Annotated in this window: 16 protein-coding genes and 1 pseudogene; 4 read left to right on the plus strand and 13 right to left on the minus strand. The window is 45.6% G+C overall.

The window, feature by feature from the left end:
- Positions 1-32: 32 nt before the first annotated feature.
- Together DXA20_RS07510 and pta are read right to left on the minus strand one after the other, a co-directional pair.
- On the minus strand, positions 33-1,223 hold the full coding sequence (locus DXA20_RS07510) for an acetate/propionate family kinase (protein WP_118559843.1): 1,191 nt from the start codon (positions 1,221-1,223) through the stop codon (positions 33-35).
- A 173-nt stretch (positions 1,224-1,396) separates the two neighbouring features.
- Positions 1,397-2,398, minus strand: a complete 1,002-nt coding sequence (gene pta / locus DXA20_RS07515) for a phosphate acetyltransferase (protein ID WP_022306664.1) — start codon at positions 2,396-2,398, stop codon at positions 1,397-1,399.
- Between the two features lie 193 nt (positions 2,399-2,591).
- Here pta and DXA20_RS07520 point away from each other — a divergent pair, with 193 nt between their 5' ends.
- The 3 genes from DXA20_RS07520 (at position 2,592) to DXA20_RS07530 (ending at position 5,026) form a co-directional block, all read left to right on the plus strand.
- Complete coding sequence (locus tag DXA20_RS07520) at positions 2,592-3,476, plus strand: tRNA(Met) cytidine acetate ligase (RefSeq protein ID WP_118559844.1); 885 nt, start codon at positions 2,592-2,594, stop codon at positions 3,474-3,476.
- A gap of 47 nt (positions 3,477-3,523) precedes the next feature.
- Complete coding sequence (locus DXA20_RS17145; protein WP_279222360.1) at positions 3,524-3,823, plus strand: nucleotidyltransferase family protein; 300 nt, start codon at positions 3,524-3,526, stop codon at positions 3,821-3,823.
- A 174-nt stretch (positions 3,824-3,997) separates the two neighbouring features.
- Positions 3,998-5,026, plus strand: a complete 1,029-nt coding sequence (locus DXA20_RS07530) for a 3-deoxy-7-phosphoheptulonate synthase (protein ID WP_022306666.1) — start codon at positions 3,998-4,000, stop codon at positions 5,024-5,026.
- A gap of 145 nt (positions 5,027-5,171) precedes the next feature.
- Here the strand turns inward: DXA20_RS07530 and ung are convergent, their stop codons facing one another.
- The 11 genes and pseudogenes from ung to DXA20_RS07585 form a co-directional block, all read right to left on the minus strand.
- Complete coding sequence (gene ung, locus DXA20_RS07535; protein ID WP_330420693.1) at positions 5,172-5,828, minus strand: uracil-DNA glycosylase; 657 nt, start codon at positions 5,826-5,828, stop codon at positions 5,172-5,174.
- A 37-nt stretch (positions 5,829-5,865) separates the two neighbouring features.
- Complete coding sequence (gene hisF, locus DXA20_RS07540; RefSeq protein ID WP_118559846.1) at positions 5,866-6,627, minus strand: imidazole glycerol phosphate synthase subunit HisF; 762 nt, start codon at positions 6,625-6,627, stop codon at positions 5,866-5,868.
- Between the two features lie 154 nt (positions 6,628-6,781).
- Entirely contained in the window at positions 6,782-7,387 is a 606-nt protein-coding gene (gene hisH, locus DXA20_RS07545; RefSeq protein WP_118559847.1) for an imidazole glycerol phosphate synthase subunit HisH, read from the minus strand.
- Between the two features lie 393 nt (positions 7,388-7,780).
- Positions 7,781-7,978, minus strand: a pseudogene (locus DXA20_RS07550) (transposase); the annotation flags it as partial.
- A gap of 291 nt (positions 7,979-8,269) precedes the next feature.
- On the minus strand, positions 8,270-8,557 hold the full coding sequence (locus DXA20_RS07555) for a hypothetical protein (protein WP_118559848.1): 288 nt from the start codon (positions 8,555-8,557) through the stop codon (positions 8,270-8,272).
- Between the two features lie 298 nt (positions 8,558-8,855).
- Positions 8,856-9,110, minus strand: coding sequence for a hypothetical protein (locus DXA20_RS07560; protein ID WP_118559849.1), 255 nt, complete (start codon positions 9,108-9,110; stop codon positions 8,856-8,858).
- 30 nt (positions 9,111-9,140) lie between these two features.
- Entirely contained in the window at positions 9,141-11,447 is a 2,307-nt protein-coding gene (locus tag DXA20_RS07565; RefSeq protein WP_158577164.1) for an ABC transporter permease, read from the minus strand.
- A 52-nt stretch (positions 11,448-11,499) separates the two neighbouring features.
- Positions 11,500-12,276 carry an ABC transporter ATP-binding protein gene (locus DXA20_RS07570; RefSeq protein WP_118559851.1) on the minus strand — a complete coding sequence of 259 codons (777 nt, stop codon included), beginning with the start codon at positions 12,274-12,276 and terminating at the stop codon, positions 11,500-11,502.
- Between the two features lie 51 nt (positions 12,277-12,327).
- On the minus strand, positions 12,328-13,860 hold the full coding sequence (locus DXA20_RS07575) for a leucine-rich repeat domain-containing protein (RefSeq protein WP_118559852.1): 1,533 nt from the start codon (positions 13,858-13,860) through the stop codon (positions 12,328-12,330).
- Positions 13,861-14,104: 244 nt separating this feature from the next.
- Positions 14,105-17,578, minus strand: coding sequence for a leucine-rich repeat protein (locus DXA20_RS07580; RefSeq protein ID WP_118559853.1), 3,474 nt, complete (start codon positions 17,576-17,578; stop codon positions 14,105-14,107).
- 174 nt (positions 17,579-17,752) lie between these two features.
- On the minus strand, positions 17,753-18,583 hold the full coding sequence (locus tag DXA20_RS07585) for an AraC family transcriptional regulator (RefSeq protein WP_118559854.1): 831 nt from the start codon (positions 18,581-18,583) through the stop codon (positions 17,753-17,755).
- Between the two features lie 212 nt (positions 18,584-18,795).
- Here DXA20_RS07585 and DXA20_RS07590 point away from each other — a divergent pair, with 212 nt between their 5' ends.
- On the plus strand, positions 18,796-20,274 hold the full coding sequence (locus DXA20_RS07590) for a DUF1846 domain-containing protein (RefSeq protein ID WP_118559855.1): 1,479 nt from the start codon (positions 18,796-18,798) through the stop codon (positions 20,272-20,274).
- The last annotated feature ends 41 nt before the right edge of the window (positions 20,275-20,315 follow it).

The raw sequence follows: 20,315 nt of genomic DNA on the forward strand, positions 1-20,315 counted from the left end.
ATTATATCAATTGCGTTATTGTTTGTCAACCATTATTTTTCAACAACTGCGGCTGTTTCTCTGGCAATGCGAAGCTCCTCATTGGTAGGAACAACCCATACAGGAATTGTACTGTCCGGAGTAGAAAGAAGAAGCTCTTCTCCTCTTACGGTATTGGCTGCCTCATTCAGCTTGATACCGAGAGCGGAAAGTCCCTCAACAATGCGGCCACGTACCACAAAGTTGTTCTCACCGGCACCGGCTGTCAATGCGATCGCATCAGCTCCACCGATTGCCACATGATAAGCACCGATATATTTGATGATGCGGTAAACCAAAACGTCTAACGCATTGTGTGCATCCTGATTGCCGTTTTCTTCACCCTCTAAGAGATCTCTGTAATCATTGGACAGACCGGAGATTCCAAGTACACCGGACTTCTTATTTAACATGGTCAGAACCTCACTTACACTCTTTCCTTCCTTATTACAAATGAACTCAACGATCGCCGGATCAATATCTCCGGAACGGGTTCCCATAACAAGACCTTCTAACGGAGTCATGCCCATACTTGTATCTACAGACTTTCCATTGACAACAGCGGAAATACTTGCTCCGCTTCCGATGTGGCAGATGATCATCTTAGAATTGTTGATGTCGAGTCCTGCAAGCTCAGCCAGTCTCTCGGAAACAAACGCATGGCTTGTTCCATGGAAGCCGTAACGACGGATTCCGTATTTCTCATAATACTCCTTCGGAATACCATATAAATATGCCTTTGCCGGCATGGTCTGATGGAATGCCGTATCAAACACTGCAACATTCGGCACACCCGGCATGATCTTCTGGCATGCACGGATACCAAGGATGTTGGCTGGGTTATGTAAAGGTGCCAGTGCGCTGCATTCGTCGATCTCACGGATCACTTCCTCATCGATCAGTACAGAAGAGGAGAACTTCTCACCACCATGTACCACGCGGTGTCCAATCGCCTCAATCTCATCCAGAGACTTTAACACGGCATGCTCCGGATCAACAAGAGCATCTAAAACTGTCTTCATTCCTACAGAATGATTCGGAATATCAACTTCTTTCTCAATCTTCTTTCCATTGACCTTGATCGAAAAGATTCCGTCAAGACCAATTCTCTCACACTGTCCGGAAGCACTTACTTCCTCTGTTGCAGAATCGATCAGCTGATACTTCAGAGATGAACTTCCACAGTTTACTACAAGTATTTTCATGACTCATTTCCTCCATATAACATATAATCTATACACCTGTACAACGAAGGCTCTCTATATCTAAGACACACCACATTGTACCTGCACAAATAACACAGTCTGCCCGGAAGCACACAATGACCCTCCGGATCACATGTACTTCCGGGCATACCGGATACTCTGTGTTTTTTGCTTTACTGAAGCTGTGCCTGTACGGCAGTCAGCGCGATAACACCTGTGATGTCCTCTGCGGAGCATCCACGGGACAGGTCATTAACAGGGCTTGACAGTCCCTGCAGCATCGGTCCGTATGCCTCTGCCTTTGCCAGACGCTGAACCAGCTTATAGGAAATATTACCACAGTCCAGATTCGGGAATACCAAAACGTTTGCCTTACCGGCAACATCACTTCCCGGTGCCTTTGACTTTGCTACCTCCGGCACGATCGCTGCGTCTGTCTGAAGCTCTCCGTCGATCACAAGCTGCGGATACTTCTCATGTGCAATTCTGGTTGCCTCAACCACCTTGTCCACCAGAGGATGCTTTGCGCTTCCCTTGGTAGAATGGGAAAGCATTGCGATGATCGGATCACCGCCCACCAGATTACGGAAGCTCTTGGAGCTGGAGTGTGCGATTGCTGCCATCTCCTCGGAATTCGGATCCTGATTCAGTCCGCAGTCTGCGAACAGGAAGGTTCCGTTTGCTCCATACTCACAGTTCGGTACATCCAGAATAAAGAAACCGGATACCAGCTCTGTGCCCGGTGCTGTCTTAAGGATCTGCAGTGATGGACGAAGCACATCAGCCGTTGCATGACAGCAGCCTGCCACCATACCGTCTGCGTCTTTGCATTTTACCATCATAACACCAAACATTATATAATTATTTAAAAGCTGTTCTCTTGCAGATTCTAATGTCATTCCCTTTTTCTTACGAAGCTCGTACAGAAGATTTACATACTCGTCCAGCTTCGGAGACGTTTCCGGATTTACAACAGAGATGCCGTCTAACTCAACATCGAGCCAGTGAGCACCGTCTCTGATCTTCTCTTCATCCCCAACCATGACAATTTTAGCCGTGCCTTCCTTCAATACCTGAGCCGCTGCGATCAGTGTTCTTTTGTCGCGGCTTTCCGGCAATACGATTGTCTTAACATCCTGTTTTGCTCTTGCTTTAATCTCGTCAATAAACTTCATGATATCCTCCATTTCTACCCTAGAGCTATGGCATAAGTACAAAATCACCCAATTAATTCAAGTATAATGGATTCGCTCTTTTTTGTCTAGTACATAGTATCAAAAATACCGCTGATGCATTTTATACCGCAACTGTGGTATACTGGTACGCAAAGAGCCGTGACGCATTTATCTGTCCGGAAAGGAGCGCTTTATGAGAAATTTTACCGGTATCATCGCAGAATACAATCCGTTTCATAACGGTCACCGCCATCAGCTTGACTATGTCCGTTCCCAGGGTGCCGAAGTGATCGCCGTGGCAATGAGTGGCAATTTCGTCCAGCGTGGAGCCCCTGCCTGGACCGACAAATATCTGCGTACCCGCATGGCACTCTCCCAGGGCGCCGATCTTGTCTTTGAACTTCCCTCCGTCTACTGTCTGTCAAGTGCAGAAAATTTCGCTTTCGGCGGGATATCTCTTCTAAATGCACTGAAGCTGGACAGCTTTTGTTTTGGGTGTGAGACACCGGAGCTTTCTTTATTAGAAGAAACGGCTGATCTGCTGGTTGAGGAGCCGGAGGCATTCCGAACCGCCCTGCAGGCGCAGTTAAAAAACGGTGCATCTTATCCCGCCGCCAGAGCATACGCACTCCGTCAGTGCCTTCCGGCGCTTCCGGCAGAATTTCTATCCGGTGCCAACAATATCCTCTCACTGGAATATCTGAAGGCCGTGCGCCGTCTGCACAGCGAGATGACGCCGTTTCCACTGCTTCGCTCCGGACAAGATTACCATAACACGGATATCATACCGGATGCATTCTCCTCAGCTTCCGCAATACGCCATTCTTATGAGAGGGCTTCCTCCTTAGAAAAGTGTGCCGACGCCATGCCTGAGGAGGTATACGAACTGCTTGCCGGGCATCCTGACCGCTTCGGAATCAGTCTGTCTGATTTTGATCTGCTGCTCTATTATGCCCTGCGCCGCGCCTGCCGGAACGGCACGCTGGTCGGTTACGGCGATATCAGCACGGAACTTGCAAACCGCATCGAAAAGGAGCTTGCTTCCTATAAAGATGCTGATTCCTTTATCCTTCTTTAAAGAGAAAGAATATCACTTACGCCCGGATCAGCCGCTGTCTGTTCCAGTTGCTGCTAGAGATTCCAAGCACTGTCTGCAGTGGTACGATGCAGCCGGTTCCGTATCTGCGTCTGCTCGGCATGCGCCGCTCCAAGAGCAGTTATCTGCGCCGCATCACAGAGGTTCCGATCATCACAAAGCCTGCAAATGCGTGGGCTCAGGTAGCATCCTCTCCTTATTCATGCGCCACGGATTATCTGAAGATTGATTTCCTCGCCGCCGATCTTTACCGTCAGGTTCTTTCTCATAAAACCGGCTGCCTGATCCCGGATGAGTATCATTCCGGCGTTATCATTATGGAGGATTAACACGGCAAATCACAGGAAAAATGACAATTTTTTCATTTACCCCCTACCCATTTTCATATTTTATGGTTATAATAAAAAACTGTGAGTATTTTACCCACATCGGAAAACGGCTGTTTTGTAGTGCTGCATGAAACAGCTTCTTACTAGATCCGCAGCACAGAAATGAGGATAAAGATGGGTGTAACCTACGTAAAAGAAGTAATGTCACCGGAGGAACTACTGGAAGCATACCCACTTCCGGCAGAGCACAAGAAGTTAAAAGAGGCACGCGATGCCGAGATCAAAAAGGTCTTTACCGGAGAATCTGATAAATTTTTAGTGATCATCGGACCATGTTCCGCAGATAACGAAGATTCTGTCTGTGATTATATAAACCGTCTCGCAAAGGTACAGGATAAGGTATCTGATAAGATCCTGATCATCCCTCGTATCTATACCAACAAGCCACGTACAACAGGACAGGGCTACAAAGGAATTGTTCATCAGCCGGATCCGGAGAAGGAACCGGATCTTCACGATGGTATCATCGCAATGCGTAAAATGCATCTGCGTGCGATCGCTGAGACACATCTGTTTGCAGCAGATGAGATGCTTTATCCTGAGAACTGGCCATATATCTCTGATATTCTCTCTTATGTTGCAGTCGGTGCACGTTCTGTAGAGGATCAGCAGCATCGTCTCACTGTCAGCGGTTTCGATATCCCATGTGGTATGAAGAACCCTACCAGCGGTACCTTAAGCATCATGCTTAACTCCTGCATCGCTGCACAGAGCAGCCACACATTTATGTACCGTCAGTGGGAAGTGAAAACAGACGGAAATCCTCTGGCACATACTATTCTGCGTGGTGCTGTCAACAAGCATGACCAGTCTATGCCAAACTACCACTACGAGGATCTGGTACTGTTAAATGAGATGTATCAGGAGCTGGATCTGAAAAACCCTGCCTGCATTGTTGATGCAAACCATGCAAACTCCAACAAGCAGTATTTTGAGCAGCCTCGTATCGTTTCTGAGGTTCTTCACAGCCGTAACGTATCCAACGACATTAAGAAGCTTGTCAAGGGTGTTATGGTGGAGAGCTACATCGAGCCGGGCAATCAGAAGATTTCCGAACACATCTACGGTAAATCAATCACAGATGCCTGCCTTGGCTGGGATGAGTCTGAGCGACTGATCTACGATATCGCTGAGAAGCTGTAATTTTCGGATCCATGAAATCAGAATAACGAAATTGCGGTGCCGCGGTGCCGGATGTTTGTAATCATTTCTGATCAATAGATGCACGGTATCCGCACTATCAAAAAAGGGTCACCCCACAATGAGGTGACCCTTTTATGATACTCTTCTATACATTATCAATCTGCCAGTCGATCGGCTCCACTCCATTGGCCTTCAGAAAATCATTTGCCTGACTGAAATGCTTGCAGCCGAAAAATCCACGATATGCAGACAATGGACTCGGATGAGGTGCCTTTAAGATCAGATGCTTCGGATTCGTCAGCATCGGGATCTTGCTCTGTGCCGGTCTGCCCCACAGCATATAGACAATCGGACGATCCTGCGCATTGACTGCCTGGATCACTGCATCCGTAAACCGCTCCCAGCCCTTTCCCTGGTGGGAAGCCGCCTGATGCGCCCGCACCGTCAGCACCGTGTTCAGCAACAGAACTCCCTGATCTGCCCACTTTTTAAGATATCCGTTGTTGGGAATATCACAGCCCAGATCATCGTGAAGCTCCTTGTAAATATTCTGCAGTGACGGTGGGATTTCCTTCTGATCCACCGGCACCGAAAACGAAAGTCCGTGCGCCTGATGTACGTTGTGGTACGGATCCTGTCCGAGGATCAGCACCTTCACCTTAGACAACGGTGTAAAATGAAATGCATTAAATATATCGTCTGCCGGCGGATAGATCACCGCCCTGCTGTATTCGTCCTTTACAAAATGAAACAGATCTCTGTAATATGGCTTGGCAAATTCGCCTGAATCGCATCCAGCCAGTCATTTGTAATCATTGCCATCTCTTTGTCCTTCTTTCTTATAAACGCACGGAAATGCCCTCATCGCGCAGATATTCCTTCACCTGACGGATCGTCAGCTCCTTATAATGAAATAACGATGCGGCAAGCACTGCCTCTGCGTGTCCCTCCGTAAATGCATCCTTAAAATGCTCCAGCTTCCCCGCTCCACCGGATGCGATCACCGGAACCGGCACATTATCGGAAATGATCCTCGTCAGCTCATTGTCGTAGCCTGCCTTCGTTCCGTCACAATCCATACTCGTCAGAAGAATCTCTCCGGCACCAAGCTCTGCTGCTTTCATGGCCCACTCCACGGCATCAATGCCCATGTCCACTCTTCCACCGTTCTTGTAAATATTCCAGCCGCTTCCATCTGCTCTGCGCTTGGCATCAATCGCAACAACAACACACTGGCTTCCAAACTTGAGTGCCGCCTCCGAGATCAGCGTCGGATTCATGATCGCCGCCGTATTGACAGAAACCTTATCAGCGCCCTCGCGAAGGATCACCTTAAAATCGTCTACCGTGCGGATACCGCCGCCTACCGTAAACGGAATAAACACCGTCTCAGCCACCCTGCGCACCATATCAATCTTCGTTGCTCTGGCATCAGAGGATGCCGTAATATCAAGAAAGACCAGCTCGTCAGCGCCTTCTCTTCCATAAGCAGCACCAACCTCAACCGGATCACCGGCATCACGCAGATCAACAAAATTCACGCCCTTCACCACACGTCCTTCATGCACATCAAGACATGGGATTACTCTCTTTGTAAACATATATCCTCCATTCCGGTGCCGTCAAACGGCATCCCTCCGTCATTTCCTATGATGTATTCTCTCTGTAACGATGCGGTACTGCGAAAGCCACATAACAATGCTGCAATCCGCAGCATCGCCGCAATCCGCACTATCCGTCGAAGTTCCTGCTGCACTACAGATCACAGAAATTCTTCAAGATCTGCAGACCGATATCTCCGCTTTTCTCCGGATGGAACTGGCACGCAAACACATTACCATGCTCCACCGATGCATGAATCGGTACAATATACTCTGTTGTCGCAGCCACATCCTCCGGATGATCCGCCTTCAGATAATAGGAATGCACGAAATACACATACGGATCCTGACCAATGCCCTGAAACAATCCGGCACCTTCCCGGATCTTCAAAGAATTCCATCCCATATGTGGAATCTTATAACCCTCCTTCGGAGGAATAGAAACAATCTCTCCGTCCAGAACACCAAGTCCCTCCACTCCCGGAGACTCATCACTGCTACGGAACAAAAGCTGCAATCCCAGACAAATTCCCAAAAACGGCGTTCCTGCCGCTGTCACCTGACGGATCACATCCACCAGTCCGAACCGGTGAAGCTTCTCCATGGCATCGCCAAATGCACCAACCCCCGGAAGGATCACCTTATCTGCTCCAAGGATCGTCTCCGGATCTCTTGTCACAACACACTCCTGTCCAAGGAAAAGCAAAGCCTTCTCCACACTCTTCAGATTGCCGGCGTCATAATCGATTATAGCTATCATTGTTGTATATCACCTCTGTTGTCGTTGTTTTGTATGGTAAAAGTGTACCACATACGGGGAGGGTTGTCGATATGGTTATTACAGGTGAGGTTTTATCCTAATCTTGTAAGTCCACAAATCTATACCTTCCGGGACCAAATCCTTTTACTTTTTCTATTGTCTTTGCCTTTTTTATAGCAACAAAACCGCCATGAAGATGGACTCTCCACAATGGCTCATTTAATTGTTACTATTTCTTTTTGCTTTCCATTTTTTTTTGACAAACAATACTTTTGCCTATATTATAGATGTTAGAAAGAAACGAAGTTTACTACCGTACAGCTATTGCTCATGCGGCTTGCTCGTTTCTTTTTTTTCTTACCAAATCATAAAACTTCATAATCTGAGACTTTGGATTGCAACGTCCATATCTCCATAACTGGTATGCATTGTTTTCTTGGAATATCCATTCCGGCTGTTATCGGTCTCTTTATTGCGGTAATCATATTTGGAATACCCCAGTTCTTCATTAAGCTCTTCGTCAAGAGCTCCTTCCAATAAAACAGACATCATGTCCCGCATGATGGAATTAACATCGTTTCCGCTTTTGATACTGACAACAAGACACCAGTGCCTGCTCTGTACAGAAACAAAACACTGGTGCCTGTATGATTACTTATCCCTTCAAACGACTTCCATTTTAATATTCAATTTTATGGGATTACGTTATTTTAGGCATTCGTCAGATAGGTATAAGGGGATCACTATTTTTTATATCTACTGCTCCTGCTTTTAATCTGTTACTAATATCTGCTGTGCTACATGACCTAAATGGAACGGTTTCTCATTTTTACTTTCCAAGTTGACAAGGTTAATACCACAGATATACACCTTCAGTTATCACTAATGCCCCGAAATATCAAAATCAGCAGAATATCCGCCATCATATATTATTAAAACATAATAATCATTAAAATTAACTTCGTTTTTTAAAGTCCCAAACTCTATTTCTTCATGCTCTACATACTTTGTTTTTAATTGAATACTCTGTAATTTTATCACTTCTGTCTCTACAATTTCATGATTTTTTGCTGGAATAAATTTTTGATTATTCAAACAATCACGGAGTTCCTCTTGTGAACGCTCCGTCTTAACTAAAATACAAGCAAAAAAATCCATTCCCGTTTCCATTCAACTTCCCTTTAACCTTATATTTCTCTATGACATGAACACCCTCTGGCAAATCCATTTCAAACAGCTGAGAAGAAAACTTTATTAAAACATAGCTATTGTAATTCATAGCCAACACAAACAATCCAATTATAAAACATACAATAAACAGTTGCGCAATCCATCTTGATTTCATACATATTCTCTTTATATTTTTACAATTTTCAACCAAAACCCTCCTTGTAAAATAGTTTAAAAACAAAACCAAAAACTTACTATATGCTTTAGATATGTTTCTCTTCGCTTCCAAATATATCCATCAAAGAAATATATACTTCTTGTCTATAAAATGATAATCCTTTTCAGCATTTTTAAGACGTCTTATTTCCATCACATTGTCCTTATCACGGATATCGTCTTTCGATTTTACCTTTTTCATTTTATTCTCTGCAAAATCCCACTGAAATTTCAAAGACACACCCGGAAAATCTGACGATAAAAACTCCTTTTTGTTACAATCCGCAAATGTGACTCTGGAATAATCAAAATGTATGATCTCCTGATCAGAAGCCAAATCATCTTATTTACTCAAACTTATCTTCTATCACATTTTCCTGACAGTGGGATATAACACAAACGACACTCCAAACAAATACATGACAATCCCAATTAAATACTCCCATTCAACCGTGATCGGCGTATTGGTAATAACATTGCCTTTCCAAATACCATAAACGATTATCATTCCAAGAAGTGCACCTAAAACAACGCCCGAAAGCATATAACTCCAAACCTGAAACCAACAGATCTTATGAACACTCTTTTTTGTTTCTCCTAACATTCGTAAGATCCGGTATTCTTTTTCCTTGGCTAACAGCATTCCATTTGCAGAATTAAGCAAACCGATTCCTGACACAATAAGCAGCATAACCAGAACAACATGCAGACTGGTCGTCCATTGCCTGCATATGCGTACTGACTCTTCCATAACATCATCATAAATGCACCATTCAAAGGAGGTATCACTTCCCAGTTCGATCTGCAGCTCCTGAATTTTATCCCGTATCAGCTCCTTGTCGCCATCGAGCCACAATCCTATGTAATCTCTGTCCGTGTTGTCCTCTGAAGCTGCTTTTTCACTCAGATTATCCCAGTCTACAATGATATTGTATTCGTCATTCCAATTGGTTTTTCCATTGATGAGCTCCACTAAAACGAAGTCCCGGCTGCCACCAAAATAGTCCGACTCCAACGTTACTTTATCTCCAAGCTGATATCCACATTGGGAGGCAACCGTTTCATTCATAACCACTCTCTTTGTTTTCGGTACAGTCTTATAATTTTTCCAGATACTTACATTTAAAAGCTGCGGCAATGTCTCTAAATCCGACACCTTGAAGCGATTCAGATCCGAATCATATTCATCCTCTGAGTTTAAGCCAAATGTCCCATACAGCATGTAACCTTTGCCGATCACCGGTTGAAAACGATGATATATCTTTTTCGCATAAGAAACAGACATCGGCTTATCATTATAGATCTCTGCTTTTGCCGTTTTTCCCTGTACAAGATTATAGTTATACCAGTTATCGTTTGCCTTCAACAACTTCAAGGACGCCTGCCCTGTATATGCAAGTGCCGTGATCAAAGCAATAATTACTATCATCATAAAATTCTGGCGAAGCTTTGACGACATGAACTTCATTGCAAAATACATTTCTTTTCCAAACATTTTTCTCACAAGCTGAAAACGATGTGCTTTGCTGCTCTTTTTTAAGCCGGAGGATGTCTCTTCAAACACCTGTATTGGCAGCACATTTTGACCGAAAGAAAAAACGATACCGATAAGTACGTTAAACAGTACAAACACAAACACAGCGATGAACCATAACATTTTCCAATTTATGGCGGCACTGCCTTCAAATAACTGCACCTTTTCATTAAACCAGTTTAATGTAATACCGGAAACCAGGGCACTAAACATCGCCCCGGCAAGACACGCACAGCCACTGATTACAAAAGACATCGATGAAAAAATCGTTTGAACCTGTTCCTGCGTTCCCCCTATTGTCCGGATCACTGCCATATCTTTTCTGTATTTTCGAATGTATTCCAGAAAAATATTCGCAACAAACAGACCGCTGATCATATAAACGACAACGAAAAATATCCGGAATATCTTTTTGATATTACGAAGCAGGGCATAATAATCCTCACCTGCACCTTGGTCTGACACCACGAAATCTGGATACTGTTTCTTAATACGATGAACGATCCCTCCACCATAATCTACATTTTCAAATGCCTCTTTATCACATTGAAGCAGGATATAATTGACATGCGCAGGATCATTATGTCCCAGTAACTGATGAAGCTGCGACAATTCCATGACCACCATAGGCATCGTATAATCTGATCCCGAAACCGTCTTTATCACTTCGATGATCTGAAACTTCTTTCCGGCAATGAGATAAGAATCTCCTGTTGATTTGTTGTCCCGCCTCGCCAAAGAATCGTTGATAACGATACGATTTCCGCTCACGTCTTTGGTATACTTGTAAAGACTCTTATTTATCGCATCATCTGATACACCTGCCGCAAATGCTTCTGACAATTCATCGGTCTGATATCCTATGCTATATCCCGTCACATCCTTATCCTGTTCCAGTTCCTTTAATTCCTCATTCTGAAAAGTTTCCCCCTCATCTTTTGTGATTTTAAGATCAAACACACCCTTTTTCGCTTCCAATCCTGCTACAATCGAGGTTTCCACATTAGAAGATAACTGGAACATGCTTATACTGAGAAAACATGCCACAAAAATGCTTAAAAAAGCAGAAAAAGTAAGCATCTTACTCTTCCAGAGAAATGTCATTCCCATTCGAAACATTTTTCTTTTGCCGCTTCTCATTTTGTCCCCTTTTCCTTTGCCAGTTCCGTTTTTCCTTTTATCTGTTTTTCTTCTACACATTTCGCCCGATTCGCCCTTTCTTCAGGGACAACATCTTAAATTTATCAACAATCCGGTCCATATCATTCCCGTTTTTCTGACAACGATACTCATCACGAACCAGTCCGTCATGCAAAAACAGAATGCGGTCGGTATATGCTGCCACCATGGCATCATGCGTCACAATGATAATGCTGTGATCCTTCTCCTGCTGCAGCTCGAGAAAAAGCTGCATGATCTCAATCGAGGTATTGTAATCGAGATTGCCGGTAGGTTCATCCGCTAACAACAGCTTTGGTTCCGTGATCAACGCCCTCGCTATGGCAACACGCTGACGCTGTCCACCGGAAAGCTCTGTGACAGCATTCTTTTTCTTATCGAGGATTCCCACCTTCTCCAACATCTGATCTGTCTTCTCCCAGATGACACGATTCTTTTCCCCGGCAAGCATCAGAGGCAGTGCCACATTCTCCTCTACCGTCAGATCCTGGATCAGATTAAAATCCTGAAAGATAAATCCGATCTGTTCTGCACGGATCCTGGTCGCCGCCGGCTCTGTCCCGTAATCTTTTCGAAGCTCCCCATTCAGCCGGATTTCTCCTTCATCGGCTGCATCCATCGCTCCGAGGATATGTAACAGCGTACTCTTGCCGGAGCCGCTGCTTCCCATGACTGCGAGCATTTCCCCCTGCTCCAGCGATAAGGACACTCCGCGCAGAGCCTCAAACGATTCTTTTCCCGTGGTGTAGCTCTTGTGAATATTATTTACCTCTAAAATAGTTTCGCTCATTGATCCATTTCCCCTGGCAATCTGCCACTACCAGATTCCTTTCCCCGTATTTTATCGATATACCACCTTTACACCATACTTTTTTGCCTGTCGTTTAAGCCAGTTACGATCCTTTACGGCAAGCTTTTTGCTGGCAATGATCTTTTCAACCGGTTTCTTCGTTTCCCTGCGGATATATCTTCCGGTCTCGAGATCATACCACCAGAAATATTTTCCGTTCATCAGATTGATGACATTTTTCTTATGAATGTTTTTGAAATTTCTGCTCTGTGACAGGTCTGCCACCCGGATTGGATTGCCATCAAAAAGACTTCTATAATAGTTTGATTCACTGGAAAGCTGCTCATTGTATCCTTTGCTCCAGATATCAGCATCCGGCAGAGTAAGCTTTGTAATCTTGTTGTTGCGGCAGGAAAGCCATAATAAGTTTTTATTCCGACGCAGATCAAGCCTTTTCAAACGGTTCCCGGCAGCCTGAAGATTACGCAGCTTTGTCATTTTAGACAGATTGAGTGTCTTTAGACTATTTTTATGTACATCCAGCAAAGTCACCGGACTTTTCGTGGTGCAGATCAGCTTTGTCAGCTTGTTATTACCGCACATTACACTGCTTAACGATGGGTGTCGGCTGATATCGAGCTGTAACAGCTGGTTAAAAGAGGCATCCAATGCCATCAGTCCTTTATTCTGACGGATGTTTAACGTTGTAAGCTGATTAAACGAACAGTTGACTATCTCAAGCTGTGTATTCTGACTGAGATCAAGCTGTGTCAATTGATTATATCCACACCCCAGATTGGTCAGCTTTTTGTTCTGGCTAAGATCCAATCCTCTTAACTGATTACCGTTACACTGCAGCGTAAGCAGCTCTGTATTCTTACTGACATCCAGTGTATCCAAAGTCGGCGAGTCGCAATATAAGCCACGCAGTCCCGTGCAGCCGGATACATCCAGATGATTTACCTTTGTCACAGCCACACCGGATGCCACCCGTGCAACCTCTTCTACACCATATTCTGTTTCCACATAATATGGTCCCCAGCCTGTGCTGAGATCTCCCTCATAAAATCCAGGGAAGGAAAGCCTGTCTAAGCCTTCTCCGGACACCTGCAGCGTATCGATCACGGAGTCGGTCAGATATATTTCCTGCAATGACTGCGGCATATGATCGATCACCAGCTTGTTGCAGGACACTCCCGCCAGTGCAAGCTTCTGACATGCAGTCAGATGTTCCAGTCCTCTGGTATCGACAAGCTCCTTCCCGGTCAGATCATTGCCGGATATAATCTTATCGTAATACAAATAATCGCTGTATAATGGTGATACCGCCAGCGTATCTTTTCCTTTCAGCTTGCAAGACGCATTCGTAAGACAGGTTATGTTCTGAATCTCCTTCTCCGACAGGATTCCGTCTCCATTCACATCGTAAAGCGGCGTCTTCATCAGATTTCTAAGCCATTCTGATGGGAAATTCTGCTCGTTGACCACCAGATCAGCCGCCATGGCTTTTCCGGTCATCCCTCCCATGGCAAATGTCATCGCAAGTGCCAGTACAAACGTGATTCTTTTCCATTTCATTTTCATAAAGTACCTCCTCTTCTGTAAAAATCCCCAACTGCTTTCCCTTACATGATACTATAAATGTATTAAATTCATTCTGCAAGCAAATTATGGCAGATCTATGACACAAACGTGATATATGCCAAATATTCAGAATGATATCATATATCTGCACATTTTATATCAAAAAACAGGTCTGGAATTTCGTCATTCCAGACCTGTCGTAATATCTTATTTTCCAATCGGATTCTGTTATTTCACAGTCTTTTTATTTTCCGATCTTCATTGATTTCTTATAACCTGTTTTGGCGGTAAAGAGCTTCTTGTAAGCCTTTACATTCTTTCCACAGGAAATCTTTGCCTTTGCGGAAATGCCCTTGACTGCATTCTTACCAACCTTTGTAAGCCCGGTGGACTTGATCACGATCTTCTTTAAGGCTTTATCCTTTGCAAATGCTTCCTTTCCGATGGAGGTTACATTCTTGCCGATCGTGATCTTCTTCAGCGCACTGCAGCCTGCGAACGCCTTATCGGAAATCGCTGTCACACGGAAGGAATAGGTTGTTCCGTCTGCAGTCGTCTTAACCATTGCCGGTACTGCTGCCGTCTTAAGCTTCTTGCTTGCCGGTGCCTTAAGTGACACGGTCTTTTTCGCTACATCTGTCACCACATAGGTCATTCCCTGTGCCGTAAAGCTGTATCCCTTCCGAACGGAAGATGCAGCAGGAGCTGCAGGCTGATCCTGTGATGGTGCTGTCGATGGCACTGCTGTTGCCGCAGGACTTGGTGCAGGCTTCTGTGATGGTGCTGCTGACTGCTCCGGCTCCTGGCTTGGTGCCGGACTCGGTGTTTCAATATTAGGTACTACATTTTCGGTCAGCTCTGTCGGGAGCTCTTCCTCCGGAAGTCCTGTTTCTGTTCCAACCTTCGGAGTCGTCGTTACTTCCTCTCCGTTATATACGGAACCGATGACTGCTACTGCATCTACAGCAAGACCGCCGCTTGCAACCTCAATGGATACCGTATGCTCTGTATCCTCAAGACCGTTGATCTGATATGCCGTACACATATTGTCTGCATCCCAAAGCTTCGCTCCCTTTGCATAGCTCTCGCCATCCACAGTTACATTTAATGTTCCTGCATCTGCCTTATTGTAGCCTAACAGCTCAAGACCTGTTCCCTTAAAGGTATAAGTAAGCTTTGCGCCTGTTCCCGTGCTGTAGGCAGCACTTCTCTGATAAGTGAACATTCCCTGATTTGCACAGGTAAGAGACCATCTGTTGTTGTAGATCAGCTTTGTATTCTTCTCCGGTGTCAGATCATAGGTCTCCATGTTATCAAGATACTCATTGTAATATGGCGCATAACCCTTGATCTTTGTTACGGCAAGATTATCAAATCTTGTATACGTGTTGCCGCTACCGATCGCTACACGACCTGAGGTGATCGGATTGCTATCCTCATAGGTTGCAACAAGCACGTCGTTGATATATGCCTTAATAACATTGCCCTCGCCGCGAAGCTTAAGCTGGAACCATGTCCCCGGTGTTACCTGCTTTACATCAACGGAGCCTGTCAGAAGCTCTGTTGCCTTTGTGGAAGTGATACCCATTTTTGCGCGGTACAGGATCCATGTACCGTCATCGTTTACCTTCAATGAATATCCGGCACAGTTGGAAAGATTCTGTGTTCTTCCTGTCTCACGGATACCGATCTGTGCATACTGCTTCTCTGCCTCACGCTCAAACAATGCATCAATGGATGCGGTGTAGTTTGTCCAGCGGTAGTCACCGATCAGCGTCACAGGATCACCACTGTTCCATGCTGTTCCCACGCCGGTAGACTGCTTATCCACCTGCTGGCGCAGCACATGGTTGCCGTTGCCGCTCTTATATACCTCAAATGCACCGTTTAAGGTGTGCGTGTAACGTGCCATTGCACCCTTCTGTCCTCCACGGGATTCGATGTAATCCTCTGTCTCTCCGGTGAAGCCGCCCTTTCCGTCAAGAACAGGCACTGTCTTACCGGTATACTCAAAATCATCTGCATATAAATATCCATCGTCAACATTCTGTACATCACCGGTCGCATCGGTGTCGAGTACGGTACGCTCGCCCTCTACCGGCATTGCCTTTGTGTGCTCCTCGCTGTCGGATACGTCAAGAGAAGTAACGGTTACTGCCGAGTTTGGTTTTACCTCGAAGGAATAAACTCCATTCTCATCGGCAGAAAGCTCCTGAATGCATTTCATATAGTTTTCGTTAAATGCACCGTCATCGGCAGCTCTTGTCTCCCAGAGCTCTAATTTCTGATCAGCCGCTAACTTCATGTTCTTCATCTGAAGAGTGTAGGTCATCGGATACTCGCTGTCATTGACGATCACAGTTGAGAAGTTATCCTTTGTCGGTGCAGCCAGTGTCATGTAGTTCTCTCCGCCGGCACGACCATCGACTGCATTACTGCTTGTTCCCTGATAAGCGGATGCCTTACTTGCGGATGGAACACCACGCCAGATGCCTGCTGTGTTGTCTTCGTTCTCCCATCCTGTCACCGCGAACTTGCTGATATGTGCCAGAACAAGAAGACCTGCATCATAATGCATCCAGCCGGACCATGGATCTCTTGCGCTGACCAGCTCCTTGAAGGAATACTGTGCACCCTCATAGAAAGCACCGATCGCCGGCTGATAGATCACATGTCCGCGGCGTGACTCTACGAAGCTCTTGATCACGGTATTGCCCATTTCAAGTGCACTTCCGGAACCGCCAATACCGGTACCTGCTACGGTCGGAGCCTTATCGGTTGTCGCCGGACGGAAGGCGGAATTGGAAAAGGTTGCCTGCTCCTCGCTGTTCCATACTTCCTTGTCAACGACCTCGGCAAGCCACTTCATTCCACCGTTATTGTCATCTGCCGTCTTATAATGATAACCGACAACATCCACAGCATCCATAAATTCCTGATCGCTCTTCATTGTCTCTGCAACGGAATCGCTGACTACGTTTGCCTCGTCAGAAACAACCAGCTTGATCTTTTTGAAAAGCTCCAGAGCCTTCTCATCCTTGATGGTTGCTGTACTCTCTGCAGCGATCCATTTTGCAAACTTCTTGGTATATTTCACATCGCCGGCACCGCTCCACGCTTCGTTCACATTCGGATTAATGTAATCAACCATATAACCGTACTTCTCATAAGCGGCAAGAATACTCTGCTTATACCAGATGTACCGGTCCTCATCCTTCTTCACCCACGCCGGTGTACGCCAGCGTAAGATGCTGACCTTCAGATCCGGATTGATCTTCTTGGCATCTGCTGCAAGCTGCCAGCCCGGATTACGAAGAACATTGGCTTTCTCGCCCTTCGTTCTCATCGTAGCGCTCTCTGCACCGGTTGAATTGTTGCGGTCATTACCCATCTCCAGCTTCACATGCGTAAAGATCGGATACTTTCCGCCAAACAGATACTGCATCAGCTCTGCATATTTTTCCGGATTCTGCGACTTATAATCCATCAACAGATCACTGGTCGAATTGGCACTCAGCATACCAAATCCCTTGTAAGTAAGTCCATTCACATTGTCTGCCTTGATATCATTACCATCAATCACAATGCTTCCTGTCTTCGTGTCCACTGCTGCCCCTTTCTTTGATGAAATGCCTGCCGCACTGACCCCGACATTACTTGTCAGTACCATAGAAAGACTCAGCAAGCAAACTCCTGCCTTTTTCAATAATTTTCTCACTATTTACTCCTCCTTACCGATGATGTATAAAGTGTTGTTACTGTCTGTATTATAAGTATTTCATTACCTATTTGACAATCTGAAATAATTATGACATCCCAGTAATATGAACATTTTTCTCATGATTTGTTTTTTCAAAATAAGCTCTACTTTAATAAAAAGAAAAAGACATGGCTACCATGTCAGGCTTGTGCCATGTCTCTTTCTACAGTCTGTCGGCGCAATACCTTCATATTTCTTAAACACCATTCCAAAATAGGTCGGATTGTCATATCCCACTGCCTCGCCGATCTGCGCAATGCTTTCTTCTGTGGTGAGCAGCATATTACGGGCAACCGCCATGCGGCGTCTGGCAAGATATTCCATCGGGCGCATCCGCATCTGCTCCTTGAACACGCGGCAGAAATGCTGTTTGGTCACACCACTCATCCCCGCCAGCTCCTCCAGGGTAATGTCATCCGCATAATTTTCATTGATATACACGACCGCCCGGCGCAGGATATCCTTCGCCCCATGACCTCCATACTTTTGATTCTCCTGAAGTGCCTGACGGATATTCATAATATATTCGTACAGAAGCATGGAGCAGCGCTCATCTCCATGGATTGGATCCATTGCCGCCTTAAGTATCTGGTAGAATATATTTTCTATTTTCTCATTGACGATATTTTTGTCGTAAACAAAGCCTTCAAACCCCAGCCCTTTTAGCAGTGCTGTCAGGTATTCTCCACGAAAAACCACCCAGCAGGTGGTCCACTCCCCGTCCTTCAACGGATAATATTCATGCGGTATGCCCGGTCCAAGATAAAACAGGCTTCCCGGCTCCAGTTCATAGCTTCCTCCGCCAACGAGCAGATGACCTTTTCCGCTTTTGGTATATAAAAGCTGGTGCGATACCAGACCTTCCTCCCGCCTTACATGATATTCCGGCTCCGCAACACCGACACCGGACAGATAAAACGGCAGACACTTTTGCTTTCCAAGGATCGGATAGATCCACTCCATTTAAGTCACCCCTTTCCGGTCTCGAAACACATTTTGTTCTGTTTATTGATAATGCTATCTTACCACAAATCCACCGCTTCGCACATCTTCTTTTTTTGAAGAAATCCCTGTAAATATACTGTATTTTTTCTTCGCAATGTGGTATCCTCATATGTGGCACTTACGATTTTAAAGGATATATATATATGAATAATACACAAAGGAGATTCTCAATGAAACGTATTGGCTTCGACAATGATAAATACCTGTCTATGCAGTCTGCACATATCCGTGAACGGATTGCACAATTTGGTGATAAATTATATCTGGAGTTTGGCGGAAAGCTTTTGGATGATTATCATGCCTCCCGCGTACTTCCGGGATTTGCACCGGACAGTAAGCTTCAGATGCTTTTGCAGCTCGCCGATCAGGCAGAGATGATCATCTCCATCAATGCTGCCGATATTGAGCGCAATAAGATCCGTCACGATCTTGGTATCACCTATGATCAGGACGTACTTCGCCTGATCAAGGTCTATCAGCAGAAGGGACTCTATGTGAGCAGTGTCGTGATCACCCGCTATGCCGGTCAGCCATCGGCGGATCTGTTCCAGAAGAAGCTAGAAGCGATCGGTATTCACGTTTACCATCATTATTCGATTGAGGGCTACCCAAACAACATCGATACGATCGTCAGTGATGAAGGTTATGGTAAGAACGACTACATTGAAACGACACGTCCGCTTGTGATTGTAACGGCTCCGGGACCAGGCAGCGGCAAAATGGCAACCTGTCTTTCCCAGCTCTACCATGAGAATAAGAACGGTATCAAAGCCGGATATGCGAAGTTTGAGACCTTCCCAATCTGGAATATACCGTTAAAGCACCCGGTCAATCTGGCATATGAAGCGGCGACTGCCGATCTCAACGATGTCAATATGATCGATCCATTTCATCTGGAGGCATACGGCGAAACGACCGTCAACTATAACCGTGACATTGAGATCTATCCGGTACTTGCCGCTATGTTTGAGAGGATCTACGGTCATTGTCCGTACAAGTCTCCGACCGATATGGGCGTGAATATGGCAGGCAATTGTATCATCGACGATGAAGCCTGCCGGGAAGCCTCCCGTCAGGAGATCATCCGCCGCTACTATCAGTCCCTGAACCGTTTTGTCAAGGATGAGGCAACGAATGACGAGATTTACAAGCAGGAGTTGATCATGAAGCAGGCTAAGATCACGGTCAACGACCGCATTGTCGTACCTGCCGCCAATGATCTTGCCCGCGAGAACGGCTCCGCTGCTGCAGCACTGGAGCTTCCGGACGGATCGATCGTAACCGGATCAACCTCTGATCTGCTTGGACCTGCTTCTGCCGTTCTTCTGAATGCGATCAAGGTTCTTGGCAATATTGACAAGAAAGAACATCTGATTTCCCGCACCTTTATCGAGCCGATCCAGCAGCTTAAGACCGGTTATCTCGGAAGCCGCAATCCGCGTCTTCACACCGATGAAGTGCTGATCGCACTGTCCATGTGCGCTGTTTCTGATCCGAAAGCCAAGCTTGCTCTCGAGCAGCTTCCAAAGCTGTCCGGCTGCCAGCTTCATGTGTCGGCAATCCTTTCCGCGATCGATAACAACACGTTCAAAAAGCTCGGTATCGAATGTACGACCGAGGCAGTCTATGAGGGTGCTTCCGGCAACTAAGACCGGCACTGGCGGTGATCGAAGTTTTCCGCGAAAATCAT

This window comes from Roseburia sp. AM59-24XD (assembly GCF_003478445.1).
Lineage (GTDB): Bacteria > Bacillota > Clostridia > Lachnospirales > Lachnospiraceae > Jutongia.